Here is an 18,738-nt window from a genome sequence, read left to right as displayed (position 1 = left end):
AATCAGAGAAATGACTGAACAATCTGCAGCGACCTTCGACGGATTGGGTATTGACGAACGTGTTCGTCAGGCACTCGACGACGTCGGCTACGAGACTCCATCCCCAATCCAAGCCGCCACCATCCCACCTTTGATGGCCGGCAATGACGTCGTCGGTTTGGCGCAGACCGGCACCGGTAAGACCGCCGCCTTCGCCATCCCCATTCTTTCCAGACTCGACTCCTCGGCACGCAAGCCCCAGGCGCTTGTGCTGGCACCTACCCGCGAACTCGCGTTGCAGGTGTCGGAGGCATTCGGCAAATACTCGTCGCATATGCCTGACGTGCGTGTCCTGCCGATCTACGGCGGTCAGAGCTACACCGTGCAGTTGTCGGGACTGCGTCGTGGTGCGCAAGTGATCGTCGGCACGCCGGGGCGTGTCATCGACCATCTCGACAAGGGCACCCTCGACATCTCTCAGCTCGAGTTCCTTGTTCTCGACGAGGCCGACGAGATGCTCACCATGGGATTCGCCGAGGACGTCGAGCGGATCCTGTCCGACACACCTGACTCCAAACAGGTTGCGCTCTTCTCGGCGACCATGCCGAAGGCGATCGGTCGCCTCGCGAAGAAGTATCTGAAGAACCCGACCGAGGTCGCCGTCGAGTCCAAAACCGCTACGGCACAGAACATCACGCAGAAGTACTTGCAGGTATCGCACCAGCGCAAGCTCGATGCGCTGACGCGGGTACTCGAGGTTGAGACCTTCGACGGAATGATCGTTTTCGTTCGCACCAAGCAGGCCACCGAGGAATTGGCCGAGCGGTTGCGAGCACGTGGATTCTCTGCCGTGGCGATCAATGGCGACCTCGCGCAGGCTCAGCGTGAGCGGACCATCAACCAGCTCAAGAATTCGACGATCGACATCCTGGTTGCCACCGACGTCGCGGCGCGCGGCCTCGACGTCGACCGTATTTCCCACGTCGTGAACTACGACATTCCGCACGACACCGAGTCGTACGTTCACCGCATCGGCCGAACCGGTCGGGCGGGCCGGTCGGGTACCGCACTGCTGTTTGTCTCTCCTCGCGAACGGCATCTGCTGCGGGCCATCGAGAAGATGACTCGACAGCCACTCGAAGAGATCGACCTGCCATCTGTCGACGACGTCAACACCCAGCGCAAGGAGAAGTTCGCCGATTCGATCACCGCGAACCTGGGATCGGATCATCTCGATCTCTTCCGCGGACTCGTCGAAAAATACGCGCGCGAGAATGACGTCGCGATGGCCGATGTCGCGGCGGCTCTTGCCTTGGAGACCCGCGACGGCGGCTTCCTGATGGCACCCGACCCGCCGAAGAGCGAGCGTCGGGAACGTCCGGAGCGGTCCGATCGCGGACCGCGTGGCGGCGGCAACTTCGCCACCTACCGAATCGCCGTTGGCCGCAAGCACAAGGTGTCGCCGGGTGCCATCGTCGGCGCGATCGCCAACGAGGGTGGGCTCACCCGCGGAGACTTCGGCAATATCAGCATCCGCGACGATTTCAGTTTGGTTGAGCTACCCGCAGACCTGGACAATCGCACTCTCGCGTCGTTGCGCGATACGCGGATCGGGAAGAACCCGATCGATATCCGTCGAGACCAAGGACCTCGCGGGCGTGGCGGTGGTAACGGTGGTGGCCAGTATGGCCGACGTCGCGAAGGCGGTTACGCCAAACGGGGTGCACCTAAAGTGGCTGGTCGGCGTCGGGGCTGACTCGTTGATCCGACCTTCTCCATAGCAAATCGTTCACCTTTTCCGCACGCCCCCTTGCCCCGTCGTGATAATTCCGTAACCTGGAGTTGGGTCAAAGAATTACACGCATGGACAAGAACGGTGGATCAGCAGGTGGGCGCAGGGGAATGGAAGACAGGGGAATGGAACCGAGTCGACGCAATTTCGGCAACCGGTGCCATGCGGGTCGTCGGCCAGGGACGCGGCGTCGTCGTTGATGCTCGACCACAGGTCCGCAGGCACCAGGGCAGTTTGCCCGGCGCCGTCGTAGTGGATCCGGGTGAGGTCAGTCGCGTGTTCGGCGGGACGTCGACCGGCTGGGTACACCACGACTCCGAGATCGCCGTTGTGTCGGTCCCGTCGGAGGCTCCACGGATCGCCGCCGAAATCGCCGACATGGGCTACCGGAACGTGCATTACGTCGACGGTGGTTACACCGCGATGAACCGTGCGGCACAACGGGATTCGCGCTAGGTCGGTAATCAAAATCGCTTTTGGCTTGGCTGGAGGCTGGCTGAAACCTGCGCTGTGGTCGGTGCTGAGGGAACACCTGCCTCGGCACGCTTGACCTCGCAGAGTTGAGCTTGACCCGCTACCCGCTGCGCGTCCCGCCGCTCAAGCCAGCGCCGCCACGCCCGCGCGGATCATTTCGGCGGTCTCGTCGGGATTTGAATCCCGACGCACGATCAGCCCTTTGGCGAAGCTGAGTTTGTCGCCGCTATGGCGGGGGATCACATGCAAGTGGGTGTGGAACACGGTCTGCATCGCAGCGCGACCGTCATTGACCAGAAGATTGACACCGTCGGCAGCGATACGGCTCGCGCGTATTGCCGCGCCCAGGCGTTGGCCGGCTATGAAGAGTTTGCCGCCGATTGTCGGATCGAGTTCGGCAAGATTCGATGCGTGACCTCGGGGAATGAGTAAGGTGTGGCCGCGAGTGACCGGCCGGATGTCGAGGAATCCGAGTACATCGTCGTCGGCATAGACCTGCCGCGACGGAGCCGTTCCATCGACGATCGCACAAAAGACACATGACGTCATGAGCAATGACCTTAGCGGGGCGCGACAGTCGCGCGAAATGTAACAATTCGATAACTATAGTTGGGTGGATGTGACTGTGGTCACCAGGCCAACTGTTGTGTGCCTCTAGCAGGGTCGATATCCCTCAATTGAACCAACCCACGTTGGCATCGATCGGTTACCCGCGAGGTTACTGGCCGGTATAACTATCGGTAGGCGCAAAACATGAGGGATCCCTCATTTTTCTGTGTCATCATTGACCCCACGTACACGTCAGCCGGACTCGGAGTTGAGTTAGGTTCCCTGAAAAGTGTTGGGGGACAGTCGTGTTCGGGAGAAATAAGCATAGTGCGCGCAGTCGAAGGCGTCGCTACGATCCCCAAACCGTAGGTGAGCATCTCGGTGTTCAACCTGCCCGCTAGGAGTACCCGTGACAGTTGATCAGTTTCGAACCGATGCATCCCGCTCCTCCCATGCAGACCGTCCGTCGTCACTGATCGACCGGATCGCCGCCGGTGAGCCCTACGCGGTTAGCTTCGGAGGACAGGGCGTCAACTGGTTGCCCACGCTCGCGGAACTGGTCATCGACGCTGAGCTCGAGCGGAGCCTTGGCCGCGTCATCGACGCCGCCACTCGACTTCTCGACCCGGTAGCCGGTCAACTGCTGATCGCCCGCCCCGACGGATTTACGCCGATGACCTGGGTACACGCCCTCGACGCCGGCGAGGCTACGCCGACCGAGAGCACTCTCACGAGTGCGGCTTTGTCCGTGCCGGGCATCGTGCTCACCCAGATCGCCGCGATCGCCGCGCTACGCAAGCAGGGCCTGGACACCGTGGCCTACCCGCCGTCGAGCGTTGTCGGCCATTCGCAGGGCGCGCTTTCGGTCGACGCCCTGTCGGCCGAGCAGGATCAGACACCCGCTGGCGAAGGCGCCCTGCTTGCCCTCGCGCACTTGATCGGTGCGGCGGGATCAATCGTCGCAGCGCGCCGCGGCCTGGCCGTGACGGCCGACGGATCGCCGATGCTGTCGATCTCCAATGTCACGCCGGCTCGGATCGGCTCGATTCTGGCGGAGTATTCGGCGTCGAGAAAAGGCGACGACCACACCCTGCCTGTCGTCGCGATACGCAATGGCCGACGTTCCGTTGTCGTCGCCGGTGCGCCCCGGCATCTCGCCGCGCTGCGCGACGAATGCGAACGCCTGGCCGCGGCTGAGGCTGACGAGCGTAAACGCAAGGTCGCCGGTGGCAGTCCGTTCGCACCCGACTTCGACATGCTCGATATATCCATCGCCTTCCACCATCCGGGAATGGCCGACGCCGTAGACCTGGTGGCGAGCTGGGCCGCGGACTGCGGCCTCGACCCGCAGTGGGCGCGTCGGCACGCCGCGGCCGTGTTCATCGATCGTGTCGACTGGGTGTCCACTATCGACGACGTGATCGCCGACGGTGCCAAATGGATCCTCGACTTCGGCCCATCCGACGTCGTGACCCGGTTGTCGGTACCGCTGGTTCGCGGGGCAGGTGTCGGTCTGGTCGCGACTGCTCTGCGCGTCGGCCAACGCAATCTGTTCAGCCCCGGCGGAGTCCCCGAGGTTCCGCGTCCGTGGACCCAGTACGCGCCGCAGTTGGTGACCTTGCCCGATGGCCGCACCGTGGTCGACACCTCGTTCACCCGTCTCACCGGGCGTTCGCCCGTGTTGCTGGCCGGTATGACCCCGACCACTGTCGATCCCGCGATCGTCGCAGCCGCGGCCAACGCCGGTCACTGGGCCGAGCTTGCCGGTGGTGGTCAGGTCACCGAGGAGATTTTCGCGCAGAATGTCGCGAAGCTGACCGAGTTGCTTGAGCCCGGTCGCCAGGCGCAGTTCAACTCGCTGTTCCTCGACCCTTACCTGTGGAAGTTGCAGCTCGGCGGCAATCGGATCGTGCAGAAGGCTCGCGCCCAGGGCGCGCCCCTCGACGGTGTGATTGTGACCGCCGGTATCCCCGAACTCGACGATGCCGTTGCACTCGTCGACGAACTCGCCGAGGCCGGTCTACGGTATGTGGCCTTCAAACCGGGCACCGTCAGTCAGATCCGCGACGTGATCCGGATAGCGGCTGAAGTTCCGCACCACCCGATCATCGTGCATATCGAAGGCGGCCGCGCCGGCGGTCATCATTCCTGGGAAGACCTCGACGACCTGCTGCTGGCCACCTACGGTGAACTGCGCGCCCGGCCCAACGTCGTAGTCTGCGTGGGCGGCGGCATCGGAACCCCGGACCGCGCCAGCGACTACTTGCTCGGCACCTGGGCGCACCGGCATCAGTATCCGACGATGCCGCTCGACGGAGTGCTGATCGGAACGGCCGCCATGGCGACCTTGGAAGCCACCACGTCGCCCGACGTCAAGCAATTGCTGGTGGAAACCGCCGGCTGCGACGAATGGATCGGTGCCGGCCACGCACATGCCGGTATCGCATCGGGGCGCAGTCAGCTCGGTGCCGATATTCACGAGATCGACAACACCGCGTCGCGCTGCGGCCGGTTGCTCGATGAGGTCGCCGGCGACGCCGATCTGGTCGCCGACCGACGTGCCGAGATCATCGGCGCGATGGCGAAGACCGCGAAACCCTATTTCGGTGACGTCGCGCAGATGACCTACCGCGAATGGCTGGAGCGCTATGCGGCGCTCGCCGTCGGCGGCTCGGGCGAGCGAAGCGACGGGGGTTGGGGCTCGGGCGAGCGAAGCGAGGGGGGTTGGGGCTCGGGCGAGCGAAGCGACGGGGGATTGGGCTCGGGCGAGCAATTGCCGTGGGCTGATATCACGTGGCAGCGCCGCTTCATTGAGATGTGTCAGCGTACCGAGGCGCGGATGAATGATGCTGATACCGGCGAGATTCCGACGATGTTTGCCGCAGCCGAGGCCACCGACGATCCGTATGCCGCCATCGATGCGTTGATCAGCGTGTACCCCGCGGTTGAGGTCGACCTCTTACATCCTGCCGACGTCGCGTTCTTCATCGAACTCTGCAAGACCCCCGGCAAGCCGGTGAACTTTGTTCCGGTCATCGATAAGGACGTACGTCGTTGGTGGCGTAGTGATTCGCTGTGGCAGGCCCATGATCCCCGCTACGGTGCCGACGCCGTGTGCATCATTCCCGGGCCGGTGGCGGTTGCGGGTATCACGCGCGTCGACGAGCCGGTTGGTGATTTGCTCAACCGTTTCGAGGCGCAGGTGGCAGCAGATCTCGCCGCCGCTGGTGAGCAGCCGATCGAGATTGACTCGCGACGTCGCGGCGAATTGGCCGGTGCCGGAGCCATTTCCGCGTTGCTGGCCGCCGACGACGTGCGCTGGGCCGGTCGCATGGTGCGCAGTCCGATCGCGCTGCTTGGCGACCGCGACCAATGGAATATCGTCGATCCGCAACGTGCCGAGCATGCCGGGACCGGCGCTGTCTTGGCTGGGGTCGATGAAACAGACTCCGCTACAACAGCTTTCGAACTAGTCGTACCAATCGCGAGATCGTCCGTGCGGATCCCGCTCCAGGTCCCGGCGTCGGTGCTCGACGGCGGCAGTCCGATTGTCGGGCTCGACGACGCCAGCGTCGCGATGCTCGACATTCTGCGGGTCGCGGCCGGCGGCGAGCTCGCGCCGACGATCGCCGACGACAACCGAGTTAGTGCGCAGACGGTCGTGGCCTGGGACCCGGATAGCGTCGCCGATCACGCCGCGGTTACCGGCTACACCTTGCCGACGAACCTGCGCGCCACGACTACTGCCCAGGAGCTGGGTTTCGCCGTGCCCGACACGTTGGTCGGTGCCTGCTGGCCCAGTGTTTTCAGCGTTATCGGCGCTGCGCGGACTGATGACGGTGTACCGGTCGTCGAAGGGCTTCTCGATCTGGTCCACCTCGATCACGTGGTTCACCTGGTAGGTGAAATTCCTGCGGTAGCAACGGATTTGCGGGTCGACGCCGCTGCGATCTCGGTTGTCGACGCTAACGTTGGACGGGTTGTCGAGGTGGAGGTCCGCGTAACCGACGTCGAGTTCGATGCCGTCGTCGCGTCGTTCGTGGAACGCTTTGCCATCCGTGGTCGTCTCGGTGAAGCTGAGCTGGTCGACCCCTCGCGCGCCGGTGGTGCTAGCGACGACGAGCGGTCGGCGCAGCGCAAACTGCTCCGCGCGACCACGATCACCGCGCCCCATCAGATGAATGGATTCGCGTTCGTCTCGGGTGATCACAACCCAATTCATACCGATGCCAATGCGGCGAAGCTGGCTGGTCTCGGTGTTCCCATCGTGCACGGTATGTGGCTTTCAGCGGCTGCGCAGCAGGTACTTACCGCGACCGATGCGCGCAATCCGATCCCCGCGCCCCGTCCGATCCGCGGCTGGACCGCGCGCTTCTTGGGGATGGTTCGTACCGGCGATCAGATCGCCATCCGAGTCGACCGGGTTGGCCTCGATGCCGGACGCGAGGTCGTCGAGGTGACCGCGAAGGTCGATGACAACCTTGTGATGGCCGCGACGGCGCTACTTGAAGCGCCGCGCACCGTCTACGCTTTCCCTGGTCAGGGAATACAGTCCGCCGGAATGGGTCTGGACGCACGCTCACGATCGAAGGCCGCCCGCGAGATTTGGGATCGTGCTGACGCGCATACCCGTGCGGCCCTTGGGTTTTCGATCCTGGCGGTCGTTCGTGACAACCCGACCACCTTGGTCGCCGATGGCGTAACCTACCAACATCCCGACGGTGTGCTGTATCTGACGCAGTTCACCCAGGTCGCGATGGCGACGTTGGGTGTCGCGCAGGTAGCCGAACTGAAAGAATCTGGCGGATTCGTTGAGAACGCGATCACCTGCGGTCATTCGGTCGGCGAATACAACGCACTAGCTGCCTGCGCCGGTGTGTTGCCGCTCGAGGCCGTACTCGAGGTCGTGTTCCAGCGCGGTTCGGCCATGCATCATCTTGTTCCCCGGGATGACTTGGGCCGCAGTAACTATCGAATGGCAGCCATTCGACCCAGCCAATTCGGACTGGCTGACGACCATGTCGCCGACTACGTGACACAGGTCGGCGCCGATGCCGGCGAATTCCTCGAGGTCGTGAATCTCAACCTCCGCGGTTCGCAGTACGCGATCGCGGGCACGGTACGGGGCTTGGAGCACCTGGAAGCCGACATTGACCGTCGTCGCGCGGAATTCGGCGGCAAGCGGGCCTTCATTCTGGTGCCTGGCATCGACGTTCCATTCCATTCCACGGTGCTGCGCGACGGCGTCCCGGCTTTCCGTGAACGGCTGGAGGAATTGTTGCCCGCGGACCTCGATCCGAATATCCTGATCGGTCGGTATATCCCGAACCTGGTGCCGCGTCTATTCAATCTCAGTCGTGAATTCGTCACCGAGATAGCGGAATTGGTGCCTTCGGAGCCCTTGGCCGCGGTGCTCGCCGACTTCGAGTACTGGGCAGCGCGTCCGTCCGAGCTAACCCGTGTGGTGTTGATCGAGTTGCTGGCATGGCAGTTCGCGTCACCGGTTCGCTGGATCGAGACCCAGGATCTGTTGTTCTCCGAACCCGAGCGAGGTGGCCTGGCGATACAGCGGTTCGTCGAGATCGGCGTCAAGAGCGCCCCGACGCTGTCCGGGTTGGCCACCAACACGCTCAAACTCGACGGATTCGCCAATGCGGTGACCGAGGTGCTCAACGTCGAGCGGGATAGTGCTGCGGTTCTGGCCCAGGATGAAGGTGTTGAGCCAGAAGCGGATTCGGTATCAGAGGCGGCCGAAGAGCCCAAGACCGAGGCTGCGCCGGCCGCAGCTGTCCCGGCGGCGGTTCCCGCGGCCGCCGCTGGACCACGTCCGGATGATCTGCGGTTCGGCCCGTCCGATGCGGTCACCGCGGTCATCGCGTTGTGGACCAAGATGCGCACCGATCAAATCGGTGCCGTCGACACCATCGAGGCACTGTGCGACGGCGTATCGTCGCGTCGGAACCAACTGCTACTCGACGTCGGGGCGGAGTTGAACCTGGGCGCCATCGACGGCGCGGCAGAAGCGGATATGGCCGCACTCGCATCGACCGTGGAGACGCTGGCGCGTGGCTATCGCCCGTTGGGCGCGGTGCTCACCGATGCGGTCGGCGACCAGATGCGTAAGGTGCTCGGTCCAGTTGGCAAGCGGCCGTCGTATATCACCGACCGCGTGACGAACGTCTGGCAGCTCGAATCAGGTTGGGGTTTGCAGACGTTGGTCGCTCTCGCGCTGGGAACGCGTGAAGGCGCCAGCGTTCGCGGCGGAGACTTGGGCAACCTGCTCGACGGCCCGGTGAGCAATGTCGAAGCGCTCGACGCGCTGATCGATCGCGCGGTATCCAGCGTTGGTGCCGCACAAGGAGTTTCGGTTTCGCTACCGAGTGCGGGCGGAACCGGTGGCGGCGCAACTGTAGATGCCGCTGCGCTATCCGAATTCACCGAAAACATCACCGGGCGCTCCGGTGTGCTCGCGTCGGCCGCCTACACGGTACTGAGCAAACTCGGGTTGGTCGACGAGGAGTCCGCTGACCTGGGAGAGGTCGACGACGAGGCGGCGGTGCTCGCCGAACGCGTGAGCTCCGAGCTTGGCTCGGACTGGGCACGTACGGTGGCACCATCCTTCGACGAAGGTCGCGCGGTCCTCATCGACGACCGATGGGCCTCTGCCCGTGAGGATCTGGCTCGGTTGTGGCTACTCGACGAGCTCGACGTTGATACCGACTTCGAGGCGCTGACCGCCAAGTTTATCGGTGCGGGACGTACCGTGGCTCAGCACGCCACCTGGTGGCAAGGCAAGGCACTTGCCCAGGGGAATGCCGTGCACGCGCGGGCCTTTGGCGCGATCGCCCAGGAGGCTGAAGAACCCAATGCCGGAGTGTGGTCCGACGACATCGCTGTCGTCACCGGCGCGAGCGCGGGGTCGATCGCGGCCGCGGTCGTCGGGGCACTGTTGGCCGGTGGTGCGACGGTTATCGCGACGACGTCGCGGCTGGACTCCGAACGTCTTGACTTTTACAAAGAGCTCTACCGGAACAATGCGCGCAAGGGTGCCGCATTGTGGGTGGCGCCCGCCAACCTGGCCTCCTACACCGACGTCGACGACCTGGTTGAGTGGATCGGCGCAGAGCAGACCGAAAACCTCGGCAGCACAACGGGAGTCGTCAAGCCGGCGATGAAGCCGACACTGCTCTTCCCGTTCGCCGCGCCGCGCGTGGCCGGTGATCTGACCGACGCGGGCGGCCGCGCTGAACTGGAGATGAAAGTTCTGCTGTGGTCGGTCGAGCGACTGATCGCCGGACTCGCCGATGTTCACGCCGATCACAACATCGATGCGCGCGTACACGTAGTGCTGCCCGGGTCGCCGAATCGTGGCATGTTCGGTGGCGACGGAGCCTATGGCGAATCCAAAGCGGCGCTAGACGCACTCGTCACGCGCTGGTCGGCAGAGGAGTCGTGGCAGTCCAAAACCACTCTGGCGCATGCACTTATCGGCTGGGTGCGTGGCACCGGGCTAATGGGCCACAACGACGGCATGGTCGCAGCGGTGGAGGCTGCTGGTGTAAAGACCTGGGCCACCGAGGAAATGGCCGCCGAGTTGTTGGAACTATGTACTCCCGCGCAGCGTGAGGCGGCACGGACGGCGCCGATCCTGGCGGACTTCACAGCTGGCCTAGATCCGGCGGCGATCGATCTCAAGGCGCTTGCCGCGGCGGCGGCGGAGGCCGAGGACGTTGCTGAGACCGACCACGCGCAGACCGACGACGCTGAGCAGGTGAGTATCAACGCGTTGTCGGCTCCGGCGCGTGCTCCACGGCAGGCGCCGATCTCCTGGTCGGAGATTAATGTGTCGCCGGAAGACCTCGTGGTTATCGTCGGTGCCGGCGAACTGGGGCCCTACGGCTCGGCGCGAACGCGCTTCGAGATGGAGGTCGATGAAAAGCTCTCCGCCGCAGGTGTTTTGGAATTGGCCTGGAACACCGGGCTTGTCACCTGGGAGTCAACGCCCAAGCCCGGTTGGTACGACGTCGAATCCGGCGATCCGGTAGCAGAAGCGGATATCGCCGACCGCTACCACGATGAGGTCGTCGCCCGCTGCGGCATTCGCCGCTACGCGGATGACGGCGAGATGGTCGACAACAGTTCGCCGTTGTTGACGTCGGTATTCCTCGACGAGGACCTGTCCTTCGCCGTAGCGAGCGAAGCAGAGGCGCGCGCATTCGCATCAGCCGACCCCGAGCGCACCAGGGTTGTTCCGAATGCGGATACCGGCGATTGGCAAGTCACTCGTCTGGCGGGCACCGAGATTCGCGTTCCGCGCCGGTTCGCGTTGAGCCGCACCGTCGGTGGACAGATTCCGACCGGATTCGATCCCACCCGATGGGGTGTCTCAGCGGACATGGCCGAGTCGGTTGACCGGGTCGCCCTGTGGAACTTGGTGGCGACCGTCGATGCCTTCCTATCATCGGGCTTCTCGCCAGAAGAGTTGATGCGCTGGGTCCACCCGGGTCTGGTCGCCAATACTCAGGGAACCGGAATGGGCGGCATGCAGTCGATGCGCTCGCTATACCTGGATACGCTGCTGGGCGAGGCGAAAGCGAACGACATCCTGCAGGAAGCTCTGCCGAATGTCGTTGCCGCACACGTAGTCCAGTCATATATCGGCTCGTATGGCGCGATGATTCATCCGGTCGCCGCATGTGCCACCGCAGCCGTGTCGGTGGAAGAAGGCGTCGACAAGATAAAGCTGGGTAAGGCACTGTTCGCGGTGGCAGGTGGATTCGACGACCTGGGTATCGAAGGCATCGTGGGATTCGGTGATATGTCGGCGACGGCGGATTCGGCCAAGATGAGTGCGCGCGGCATCGACGACCGACGGTTCTCGCGAGCCAATGATCGCCGACGTGGCGGATTCGTCGAATCCAACGGTGGCGGAACGGTTTTGTTGGCCCGCGGAGACGTGGCGGCGCAGATGGGGCTGCCCGTCCTCGGCGTGGTCGCGCATGCCCAGAGCTTCGGTGACGGCGTGCATACATCGATCCCGGCTCCGGGCCTCGGCGCGCTTGGCGCGGCCCGTGGTGGGCCGACCTCGCCGCTGGCGACCGCGTTGAACTCGCTGGGAGTCAGCGCCGACGACGTCGCGGTGATCAGCAAGCACGACACCTCAACGCGCGCAAACGATCCCAACGAGGCCAAGCTGCACGAGGAACTGGCGTCGGCGATCGGACGCAACGACGGCGCACCGCTGTTCGTGGTATCTCAGAAGTCGCTGACCGGACACGCCAAGGGCGGCGCCGCCGCCTTCCAGTTGATCGGCCTGTGCCAGATGCTGGGTGAGGGCGTCATACCGCCGAATCGAAGCCTCGACTGCGTCGACGACGCGATGGAGAAGTTCAACCATCTGGTTTGGCCGCGAGAGACTTTGCGAATGGCCGGTCGCTTCCCACTCAAAGCCGGACTGCTGACCAGCCTTGGGTTCGGCCACGTTTCCGGCCTGATCGCGGTGGTCCATCCGGAAGCGTTTGTCGCATCACTCGATGAGGCGGCGCGCGACGCCTATCGTGCGCGCCGCACCGAACGCCTTCGCGACGGTAGCCAGCGCATGCTGGAAGCCATGTGTGGCGGTCGTCCGGCATACCAGCGTCCGCCCAATCGTCGCTTCGACGAATCGGCGTCGGAGGCCGGTCAGGAGACCGAGTTGTTGCTGTCGGCCGACGGCCGTCTCGATGCCGACGGCACCTACGAGGTGCGGCCCGCCCGATGAGCGTGCTGGGGTTGGGGATCGATGTGGTGTCGATCTCCGAATTCGATGAGCAATTGCGCCAGGCGGGAACAACATTCGGTGATCGGTTCACTGTCGGGGAGCGGCGCGACGCCGCCGCCGGGACGGGCAGCGACGCCCGGCACCTGGCCGCCAGATGGGCGGCGAAGGAGGCGGTCGTGAAAGCGTGGTCGGTCAGTAGGTTCTCTCGCTCACCGCTATTGCCGATCATCCGGCACAGCGACATCGAAGTGGTAACCGATACGTGGGGCCGACCGGGGATTCGACTCACTGGCGAGATCGCGGAGCACTTGGCGGGTACAACGGTGCATATCTCGTTGACCCACGACGGGGACACCGCCGCGGCGGTCGCGCTGATCGAAGAGGCGTAGCGGGTCAGTCTTCGGATGCGGTCGTTTCCTCGAGCAGGAGATAACCGGCCAGCATGCGCTTGAGTTCGGTGACCGTTGCCTCGTGCTCGTGGCCGTCCTGCACCGAAAAACTCAGCAACGAGTAGGCGGTATGCACCAACACTTGAGACATCATCGGGCGGCGCGGCCGCTGGTCGGGAGTCAGTGGTGCGAGTAGACGTTCGACTTGCTGGGCAAGAATCTTCTCGTTGAGGCTCGCCGTTGCCCGAGTCGCCGGCGTCGACTGCACCGCAAGCCAGACGGCGCGCCGGGACGGATCGCTATGCCACAGTGCCGCAAGGTGATCGAGCGCCTTCTCCAGGAGATTGGGCCAATCGAGGGAAGGAATGACCGAAGCGAATTCGACGAGCTCATTACTCACCGAGACGGTGTCTTGCCGATCAAGCTCACAGACGATCACGTACTTGTTGGCGAAGTATTGGTAGAGCGTGCCGATGGGCACTTCGGCCCGAGCGGCGATCTCCTCACACGTCAACGACTCGAATCCGACTTCGATCAGCAGACTCCGCGCCTCGGTGAGCATGGCGTCGAATTTGCGCCGGCTACGTTCCTGAGTTGGCCGTTTACGGGGGACCAGGGGGGCATTGGCGGGTGAGGGCACCATGACGAGCGGGCAGGTGCTAGATCTTGAGGTCGCGGCGAAGCTTCGCGACGTGACCGGTGGCCCGCACGTTGTACATCGCAGCCTTGATGACACCTTGCTCATCGACGAGGAAAGTCGAGCGGATCACGCCGGTTACGGTCTTGCCGTACATCATCTTCTCGCCGAAGGCGCCCCACGCGGTCAAGACTTCTTTGTCGGGGTCGGAAAGCAGTGGAAAGTTGAGTCCTTCGTTCTCCACGAACTTGGCTAGTTTGGCGGGTTTGTCGGGGGAGATGCCGACGACGTCAATTCCCTCCCCGGTCAATTCGCCGAGATTGTCGCGAAAATCACAGGCTTGTTTGGTGCAGCCGGGCGTTGATGCGGCTGGATAGAAGTAGATGATGACCTTGCGGCCGGCGAAATCGGACAAAGAGACCGAATTTCCCTCGGCATCGGGGAGGGTGAACGGGGGAGCGGCGTCGCCGACGCTCAACCGATGATTAGCAGCCATAGTGGCTAGGCTAAACCATGTACCCGATCAACAGTTGTCAGCGGTGCGGACCCGCCAGGGTGTGGAAAACGTGGGCGTCGGCGCACGTTGTCGAGCCTGTAGCATCAGGTGGTTGAAACAATTTCGTGGGGCCGGCACCGCGGCCCTACTTTCTTCTGCAACGAGGAGGCCGTCCGTGGGCGGGAACACCGAACGCATTGAACAGGACATCGCGCGTGCGCGAGAAGACCTGGCGAACACGCTGGATGCACTCGCCGAGCGAGCCAATCCACAGCGACTCGCCGACGACGCAAAGAGCAAGGCGCTCGTAACCTTGAACCATCCTGCGGTGAAGTACTCGGCCGCGGGCGTCGGGGCGCTCATTCTGCTTCTGCTGGTGCGGAAAGTGGTGAAGTGACAGCTCGTCGTCTTAAAGCTGCCATCGCGGTCACCCTCGTTGGGGTGACCGCGACGGCGCTCGCCTCCTGCTCCAAGTCCCCGTCCTACAGCGACGTCGTCAACTCGGTTAGATCGTTCAGCGCTGTCTCGCAGCCGGAACTCGATGTGACCGGATGGCAGAACAAACCGCTACGTGATTCGGCTGTCGGTGTGATGCCGGGTGCGCCGATCACGGTCACCTCGCACAACGGCGATCTGGCTGGGGTAACGGTAACTGGACCCGACGGCCCGGTTAAAGGCAAAACGTCGCCCGACGGTGCTAGTTGGGTGAGTGCCAACTCGCTCGACTATGGCGCCAAGTACACACTGACCGCCGCTGCACGCGGCGTCGACGGTGAGAACGCCCGCAAGATCAGTTTCACGACGAGTTCGGCGTCGAATTTCGCCAACGCGACGTCGATCACCGATGACGGTGAGACGGTTGGTGTCGGGCAGACGGTCGCGATCAACTTCGATGCTCCGATCGAAAACAAGCGCAACGCGGAGAACGCGATCAAGGTCACCACCGACCCAGGGGTCGAGGGGGCTTTTTACTGGATCACCGATTCGATGGTCCGTTGGCGGCCCGAGCACTTCTTCAAGCCGGGGACCAAGGTTCGAGTTGATGTGCGTACCAAGGGAATCGACCTCGGGGGCGGCACCTACGGTCAAAACAATCTGACGACGAGCTTCAAAGTCGGTCGGAGTTTGATCGCCACCGCTGACGATCGCACGCACCAGATCAAGATCGCGGTCAACGGCAAAGTCGTGAAGACGATGCCGACGTCGATGGGTAAGGATTCGACGCCGACCAATACCGGTATCTACATGGTTGCCGAGCGTGTACCCAGCGTCATCATGGATTCCTCGACCTACGGCGTGCCGGTCAATTCGCCCGAGGGCTACAAGGAAGTGGTCTACAGCGCGAGCCGGATGTCGTTCAGCGGGATCTACCTTCACTCCGCGCCGTGGTCGCTTGGCGACCAGGGCGTCGATGACGTCAGTAACGGCTGCCTCAACGTGAGTCCAGCCAATGCCGAATGGTTCTTGAACAACGCGCTGCGCGGCGACGTCGTGCAGGTCAAGAATACGGTCGGTCCGCCACTGCCCGGCGACGACGGCCTGGGCGACTGGAATATCCCGTGGTCCAAATGGAAGAAGGGCAACGCGTAGGCGAAGCGCTCTCTTAGAAGATGCCCCACGTCGGTCCGAGCAGACTGACGTGGGGCGTTTTCGTCGGGTGCCGCGGCGTCGAATGATGTTGCGCCAGTGCGTGTTCGATGCGGCATATGACCCCTGGTCGGGCCGATCGCAATGGTGATTGACCAGGCGATTTCACATTGAGGCGTACTTGCTGTTAATGTTTTCCAGGCACAAACAGTGCTGATGACATGCGCCATTAGCTCAATTGGCAGAGCAGCTGACTCTTAATCAGCGGGTTCGGGGTTCAAGTCCCTGATGGCGCACAAGCACAGCAGTTCAGACCCCTACCGGAGAAATCTGGTAGGGGTCTGAACCCTTTAATGGGCCCTCTAATGCGACTGTAGTGACGGCTAGGGACACTCATGTGTGCTGTGGAGAACTCACGTCATGCACCGGCGCTTCGTCGTCTGCTCGGTATGTAACAACTCAACTGAGCGGCGCCCTGTCGGTCGAGCCGCGCAGCCATGGACACCTTCACCGGGTAAGTCCTGGACCAGGCCCGGCGTGCCAGCTCTCTGGCATGGATGACATGGCACCATCCCCTTGTTGGCCGGGCGCTACCGACGTGTCCTCCCGGCCGATTGTCGGTGGCGCTCAGTAGGGTTACCCCTATGGATTTGCTCGAACGCGCGGAGTCGCGCCGCACTGCTGCGCTCGCAAGGTTGAACGCTGAAGATCAGTCAGCCCGTGGCCAGTACTTCACGCCACTCCAAGCTGCGCGCATCCTTGCCGGGTTGCCCCGGGTGCCGGCTGGCGGCTGCGTTCGAATCTTGGACCCCGGAGCAGGCAGTGGAATTCTTACCGCGGCACTTGCCATGCGCCTGCAATCTGAACGACCGGATCTGGAGTTGCGAATTACGGCGGTCGAGGACGATCCGGTCCTCCACCCGGTGCTGTCGGAGACGCTCACGGACGTATCTGAGTTCACCGGAGCAACTTTCGATGTGGTGCCTCGGGACTTCCTGAGCTGGGCTATCAGCACGTCGACGCGCTATGACCTGGTGATCCAGAACCCTCCGTACGCAAAGCTCCGTACCGGGAGCGCTCCGCAGAATATGCTGCGCGCGGCGGGCATATCCGTTCCGAACATTTACGCAGCGTTCTTAGCGCTCGGGTTGCGCCTGCTCGATAAAGATGGGCAGCAGGTCGCGATCACGCCACGCTCATGGATGAATGGCACCTACTACTCGTCGTTCCGCCGTGAGTTCGTCGACACGGCCGGTATCGACGCGATTCACACGTTCGAGAGCAGATCGAAGGTATTCGGCGACACCGGAGTGCTCCAGGAATCGATCGTCGTCTCGGCAACTGTCGGGCGGACCCCCGAACGTGTGAGGGTCGGCACCTCGCACGACCACAGAACCGAACCCACGTCACGCACAGTTGCATATACGGACATCGTCACCCCGGACTTCATCCATGTACCAGCGACCGATCGCGATGCCGAGGCGGTCGCGTGGATGGCCGCCAACGTCTCTCACACACTCGCCGAGTTGAGCCTCACCGTGTCGACCGGGCGTGTTGTTGATTTCCGCTCGCGTGAGCTCCTCCACCACGAGCAGGTCGAGGGCGCATCACCCATGGTGTACCCCACTCACCTCCACAACGGTACGACGCAGCATCCCGTCAGAGCCAAGAAGCCCGAATGGTTCCTCGCTGACCCCGAGACTGCCGCCAAGTTGCTCGTGCCCGGCGGAACCTACGTCCTCATCAAGAGGTTCTCGGCCAAAGAGGAGCGGCGTCGCGTCGTCGCGGGGCTATGGCGCTCATCCGGCGCAGTGGCGTTCGACAACAAGCTCAACTACATCCATCAGGATGGCCACGGAATCGACGAGGAAACGGCTCGTGGTCTCGTAGTCTTTCTCAACTCGACGCAGCTCGACAGCTACTTCCGTGTCTTCTCAGGTCACACGCAGGTGAACGCAACTGACCTTCGGCAGATGCGGTTCCCGTCCCTCGTGCAACTACGAGAACTCGGCAAAGTTGCAGCGACCGACCAGGGCGGCATTGACGCAGCGGTCGAAGCGCTCTTCACGACTATGGCGGTGACAGCATGACACGCTCGGGCGTCCTCAAACTCGACCAAGCCAAGGAGATTCTGGAAGCCTTCGGATTCGACACAGTACGTACGAACACCCGGTCGGCACTCATCCTGCTCGCATTGCTTCAGATCGAGCCGACGTCAGACTGGTCGCAAGCGCAGAACCCGATGCTGACCGTCGACGGTATCCGCCTCTGGGTCAACGGTCGATACGAAGATGTCCTCCGTGCGCACAACAACGGAAACGTCTACGCCCCCAATTCCCGGGAGACATTGAGGCGCCAAACCCTGCACCAATTCCGGGACGCAGGATTCGTGATCTACAACGACGACGATCCCGGGCGTCTCACGAACTCAAGCCACAACAACTATCGGGTCAATTCCGAAGCACTCGCCGCGATCCGGATGTATGGCACGCAGGGGTTCGCTGGGGCCGTTTCCGGTTACCTTGAAACCGCACCCGGACTCCTAGCGAAGTACAAGGCGGCTCGCGAGATGACGCGAATCCCGGTCACACTCCCAGGTGGCAAGAGCCTCACCCTGAGCGGAGGTGGCCAGAACGTCCTCATCCAGCAGATGATCGACGACTTCTGTGCGCTGTTCGTGCCAGGCGGTGAAGTGCTGTACATCGGCGACGCCGACGCAAAGCTGATGCACTTCGACGTCGACACCCTTGCATCTCTCGGAGTGACCGTCAACACACATGGCCAGATGCCTGACCTCGTTGTCTACCAACGCGATACGAATTGGCTCTTTCTCATGGAAGCAGCGTCGACCCACGGACCGGTCGACGCGAAGCGCCACGGCGAACTCCAGGCCCTCTTTGCCGGATCGACGGCCGGCCTCGTGTACGTATCCTGTTTCCCGGACCGCGCCACGATGCGGAAGTTCCTCGCCGACCTGGCGTGGGAGACCGAGGTTTGGTGCGCCTCAGATCCCACCCACATGATTCACTTCAACGGCGACCGCTTCCTCGGTCCGCACGCATGAGGGTGCTGCAC

General features: G+C 63.1%; 11 protein-coding genes and 1 tRNA gene. 9 read left to right on the top strand and 3 right to left on the bottom strand.

The features are described from left to right. Nucleotides 1–10 precede the first annotated feature (10 nt). Both GOEFS_RS20965 and GOEFS_RS20960 read left to right on the top strand, forming a co-directional pair. Nucleotides 11–1,735, top strand: coding sequence for a DEAD/DEAH box helicase (locus tag GOEFS_RS20965; protein ID WP_007319961.1), 1,725 nt, complete (start codon nt 11–13; stop codon nt 1,733–1,735). 198 nt (nt 1,736–1,933) lie between these two features. After that, nucleotides 1,934–2,227: a rhodanese-like domain-containing protein gene (locus tag GOEFS_RS20960; RefSeq protein ID WP_050949994.1), complete on the top strand. Its 294-nt coding sequence runs from the start codon at nt 1,934–1,936 to the stop codon at nt 2,225–2,227. 141 nt (nt 2,228–2,368) lie between these two features. Here the strand turns inward: GOEFS_RS20960 and GOEFS_RS20955 are convergent, their stop codons facing one another. Continuing rightward, on the bottom strand, nt 2,369–2,794 hold the full coding sequence (locus tag GOEFS_RS20955) for an HIT family protein (RefSeq protein WP_007319959.1): 426 nt from the start codon (nt 2,792–2,794) through the stop codon (nt 2,369–2,371). A gap of 409 nt (nt 2,795–3,203) precedes the next feature. Here GOEFS_RS20955 and GOEFS_RS20950 point away from each other — a divergent pair, with 409 nt between their 5' ends. Next, nucleotides 3,204–12,554 carry a type I polyketide synthase gene (locus tag GOEFS_RS20950; RefSeq protein ID WP_007319958.1) on the top strand — a complete coding sequence of 3,117 codons (9,351 nt, stop codon included), beginning with the start codon at nt 3,204–3,206 and terminating at the stop codon, nt 12,552–12,554. After that, entirely contained in the window at nt 12,551–12,943 is a 393-nt protein-coding gene (gene acpS / locus GOEFS_RS20945) for a holo-ACP synthase AcpS (protein WP_007319957.1), read from the top strand. The genes GOEFS_RS20950 and acpS overlap by 4 nt, the downstream gene beginning before the upstream one ends. 4 nt (nt 12,944–12,947) lie before the next feature. Here acpS and GOEFS_RS20940 read toward each other — a convergent pair whose 3' ends face one another. After that, entirely contained in the window at nt 12,948–13,586 is a 639-nt protein-coding gene (locus GOEFS_RS20940) for a TetR/AcrR family transcriptional regulator (RefSeq protein WP_007319956.1), read from the bottom strand. 16 nt (nt 13,587–13,602) lie between these two features. After that, nucleotides 13,603–14,076 carry a thioredoxin-dependent thiol peroxidase gene (gene bcp / locus GOEFS_RS20935; RefSeq protein ID WP_007319955.1) on the bottom strand — a complete coding sequence of 158 codons (474 nt, stop codon included), beginning with the start codon at nt 14,074–14,076 and terminating at the stop codon, nt 13,603–13,605. Nucleotides 14,077–14,251: 175 nt separating this feature from the next. On the opposite strand from bcp, the gene GOEFS_RS20930 reads away from it, so the two are divergent. From GOEFS_RS20930 to GOEFS_RS20910, 5 genes are all read left to right on the top strand, one after another. After that, nucleotides 14,252–14,473, top strand: a complete 222-nt coding sequence (locus GOEFS_RS20930; RefSeq protein ID WP_007319954.1) for a DUF3618 domain-containing protein — start codon at nt 14,252–14,254, stop codon at nt 14,471–14,473. Beyond that, on the top strand, nt 14,470–15,666 hold the full coding sequence (locus GOEFS_RS20925) for a L,D-transpeptidase (RefSeq protein ID WP_007319953.1): 1,197 nt from the start codon (nt 14,470–14,472) through the stop codon (nt 15,664–15,666). Before GOEFS_RS20930 ends, GOEFS_RS20925 begins: the two co-directional genes overlap by 4 nt. Before the next feature lie 220 nt (nt 15,667–15,886). After that, nucleotides 15,887–15,959: transfer RNA gene (locus GOEFS_RS20920), tRNA-Lys, on the top strand. Between the two features lie 348 nt (nt 15,960–16,307). After that, complete coding sequence (locus tag GOEFS_RS20915; RefSeq protein WP_007319952.1) at nt 16,308–17,753, top strand: Eco57I restriction-modification methylase domain-containing protein; 1,446 nt, start codon at nt 16,308–16,310, stop codon at nt 17,751–17,753. Then, nucleotides 17,750–18,727, top strand: coding sequence for a BsuBI/PstI family type II restriction endonuclease (locus GOEFS_RS20910; protein ID WP_007319951.1), 978 nt, complete (start codon nt 17,750–17,752; stop codon nt 18,725–18,727). The genes GOEFS_RS20915 and GOEFS_RS20910 overlap by 4 nt, the downstream gene beginning before the upstream one ends. Nucleotides 18,728–18,738 lie beyond the last annotated feature (11 nt).

The sequence above is a fragment of the Gordonia effusa NBRC 100432 genome, assembly GCF_000241305.1.
GTDB classification, from domain to species: domain Bacteria; phylum Actinomycetota; class Actinomycetes; order Mycobacteriales; family Mycobacteriaceae; genus Gordonia; species Gordonia effusa.
This window is presented reverse-complemented; position numbering and strand designations above follow the sequence as displayed.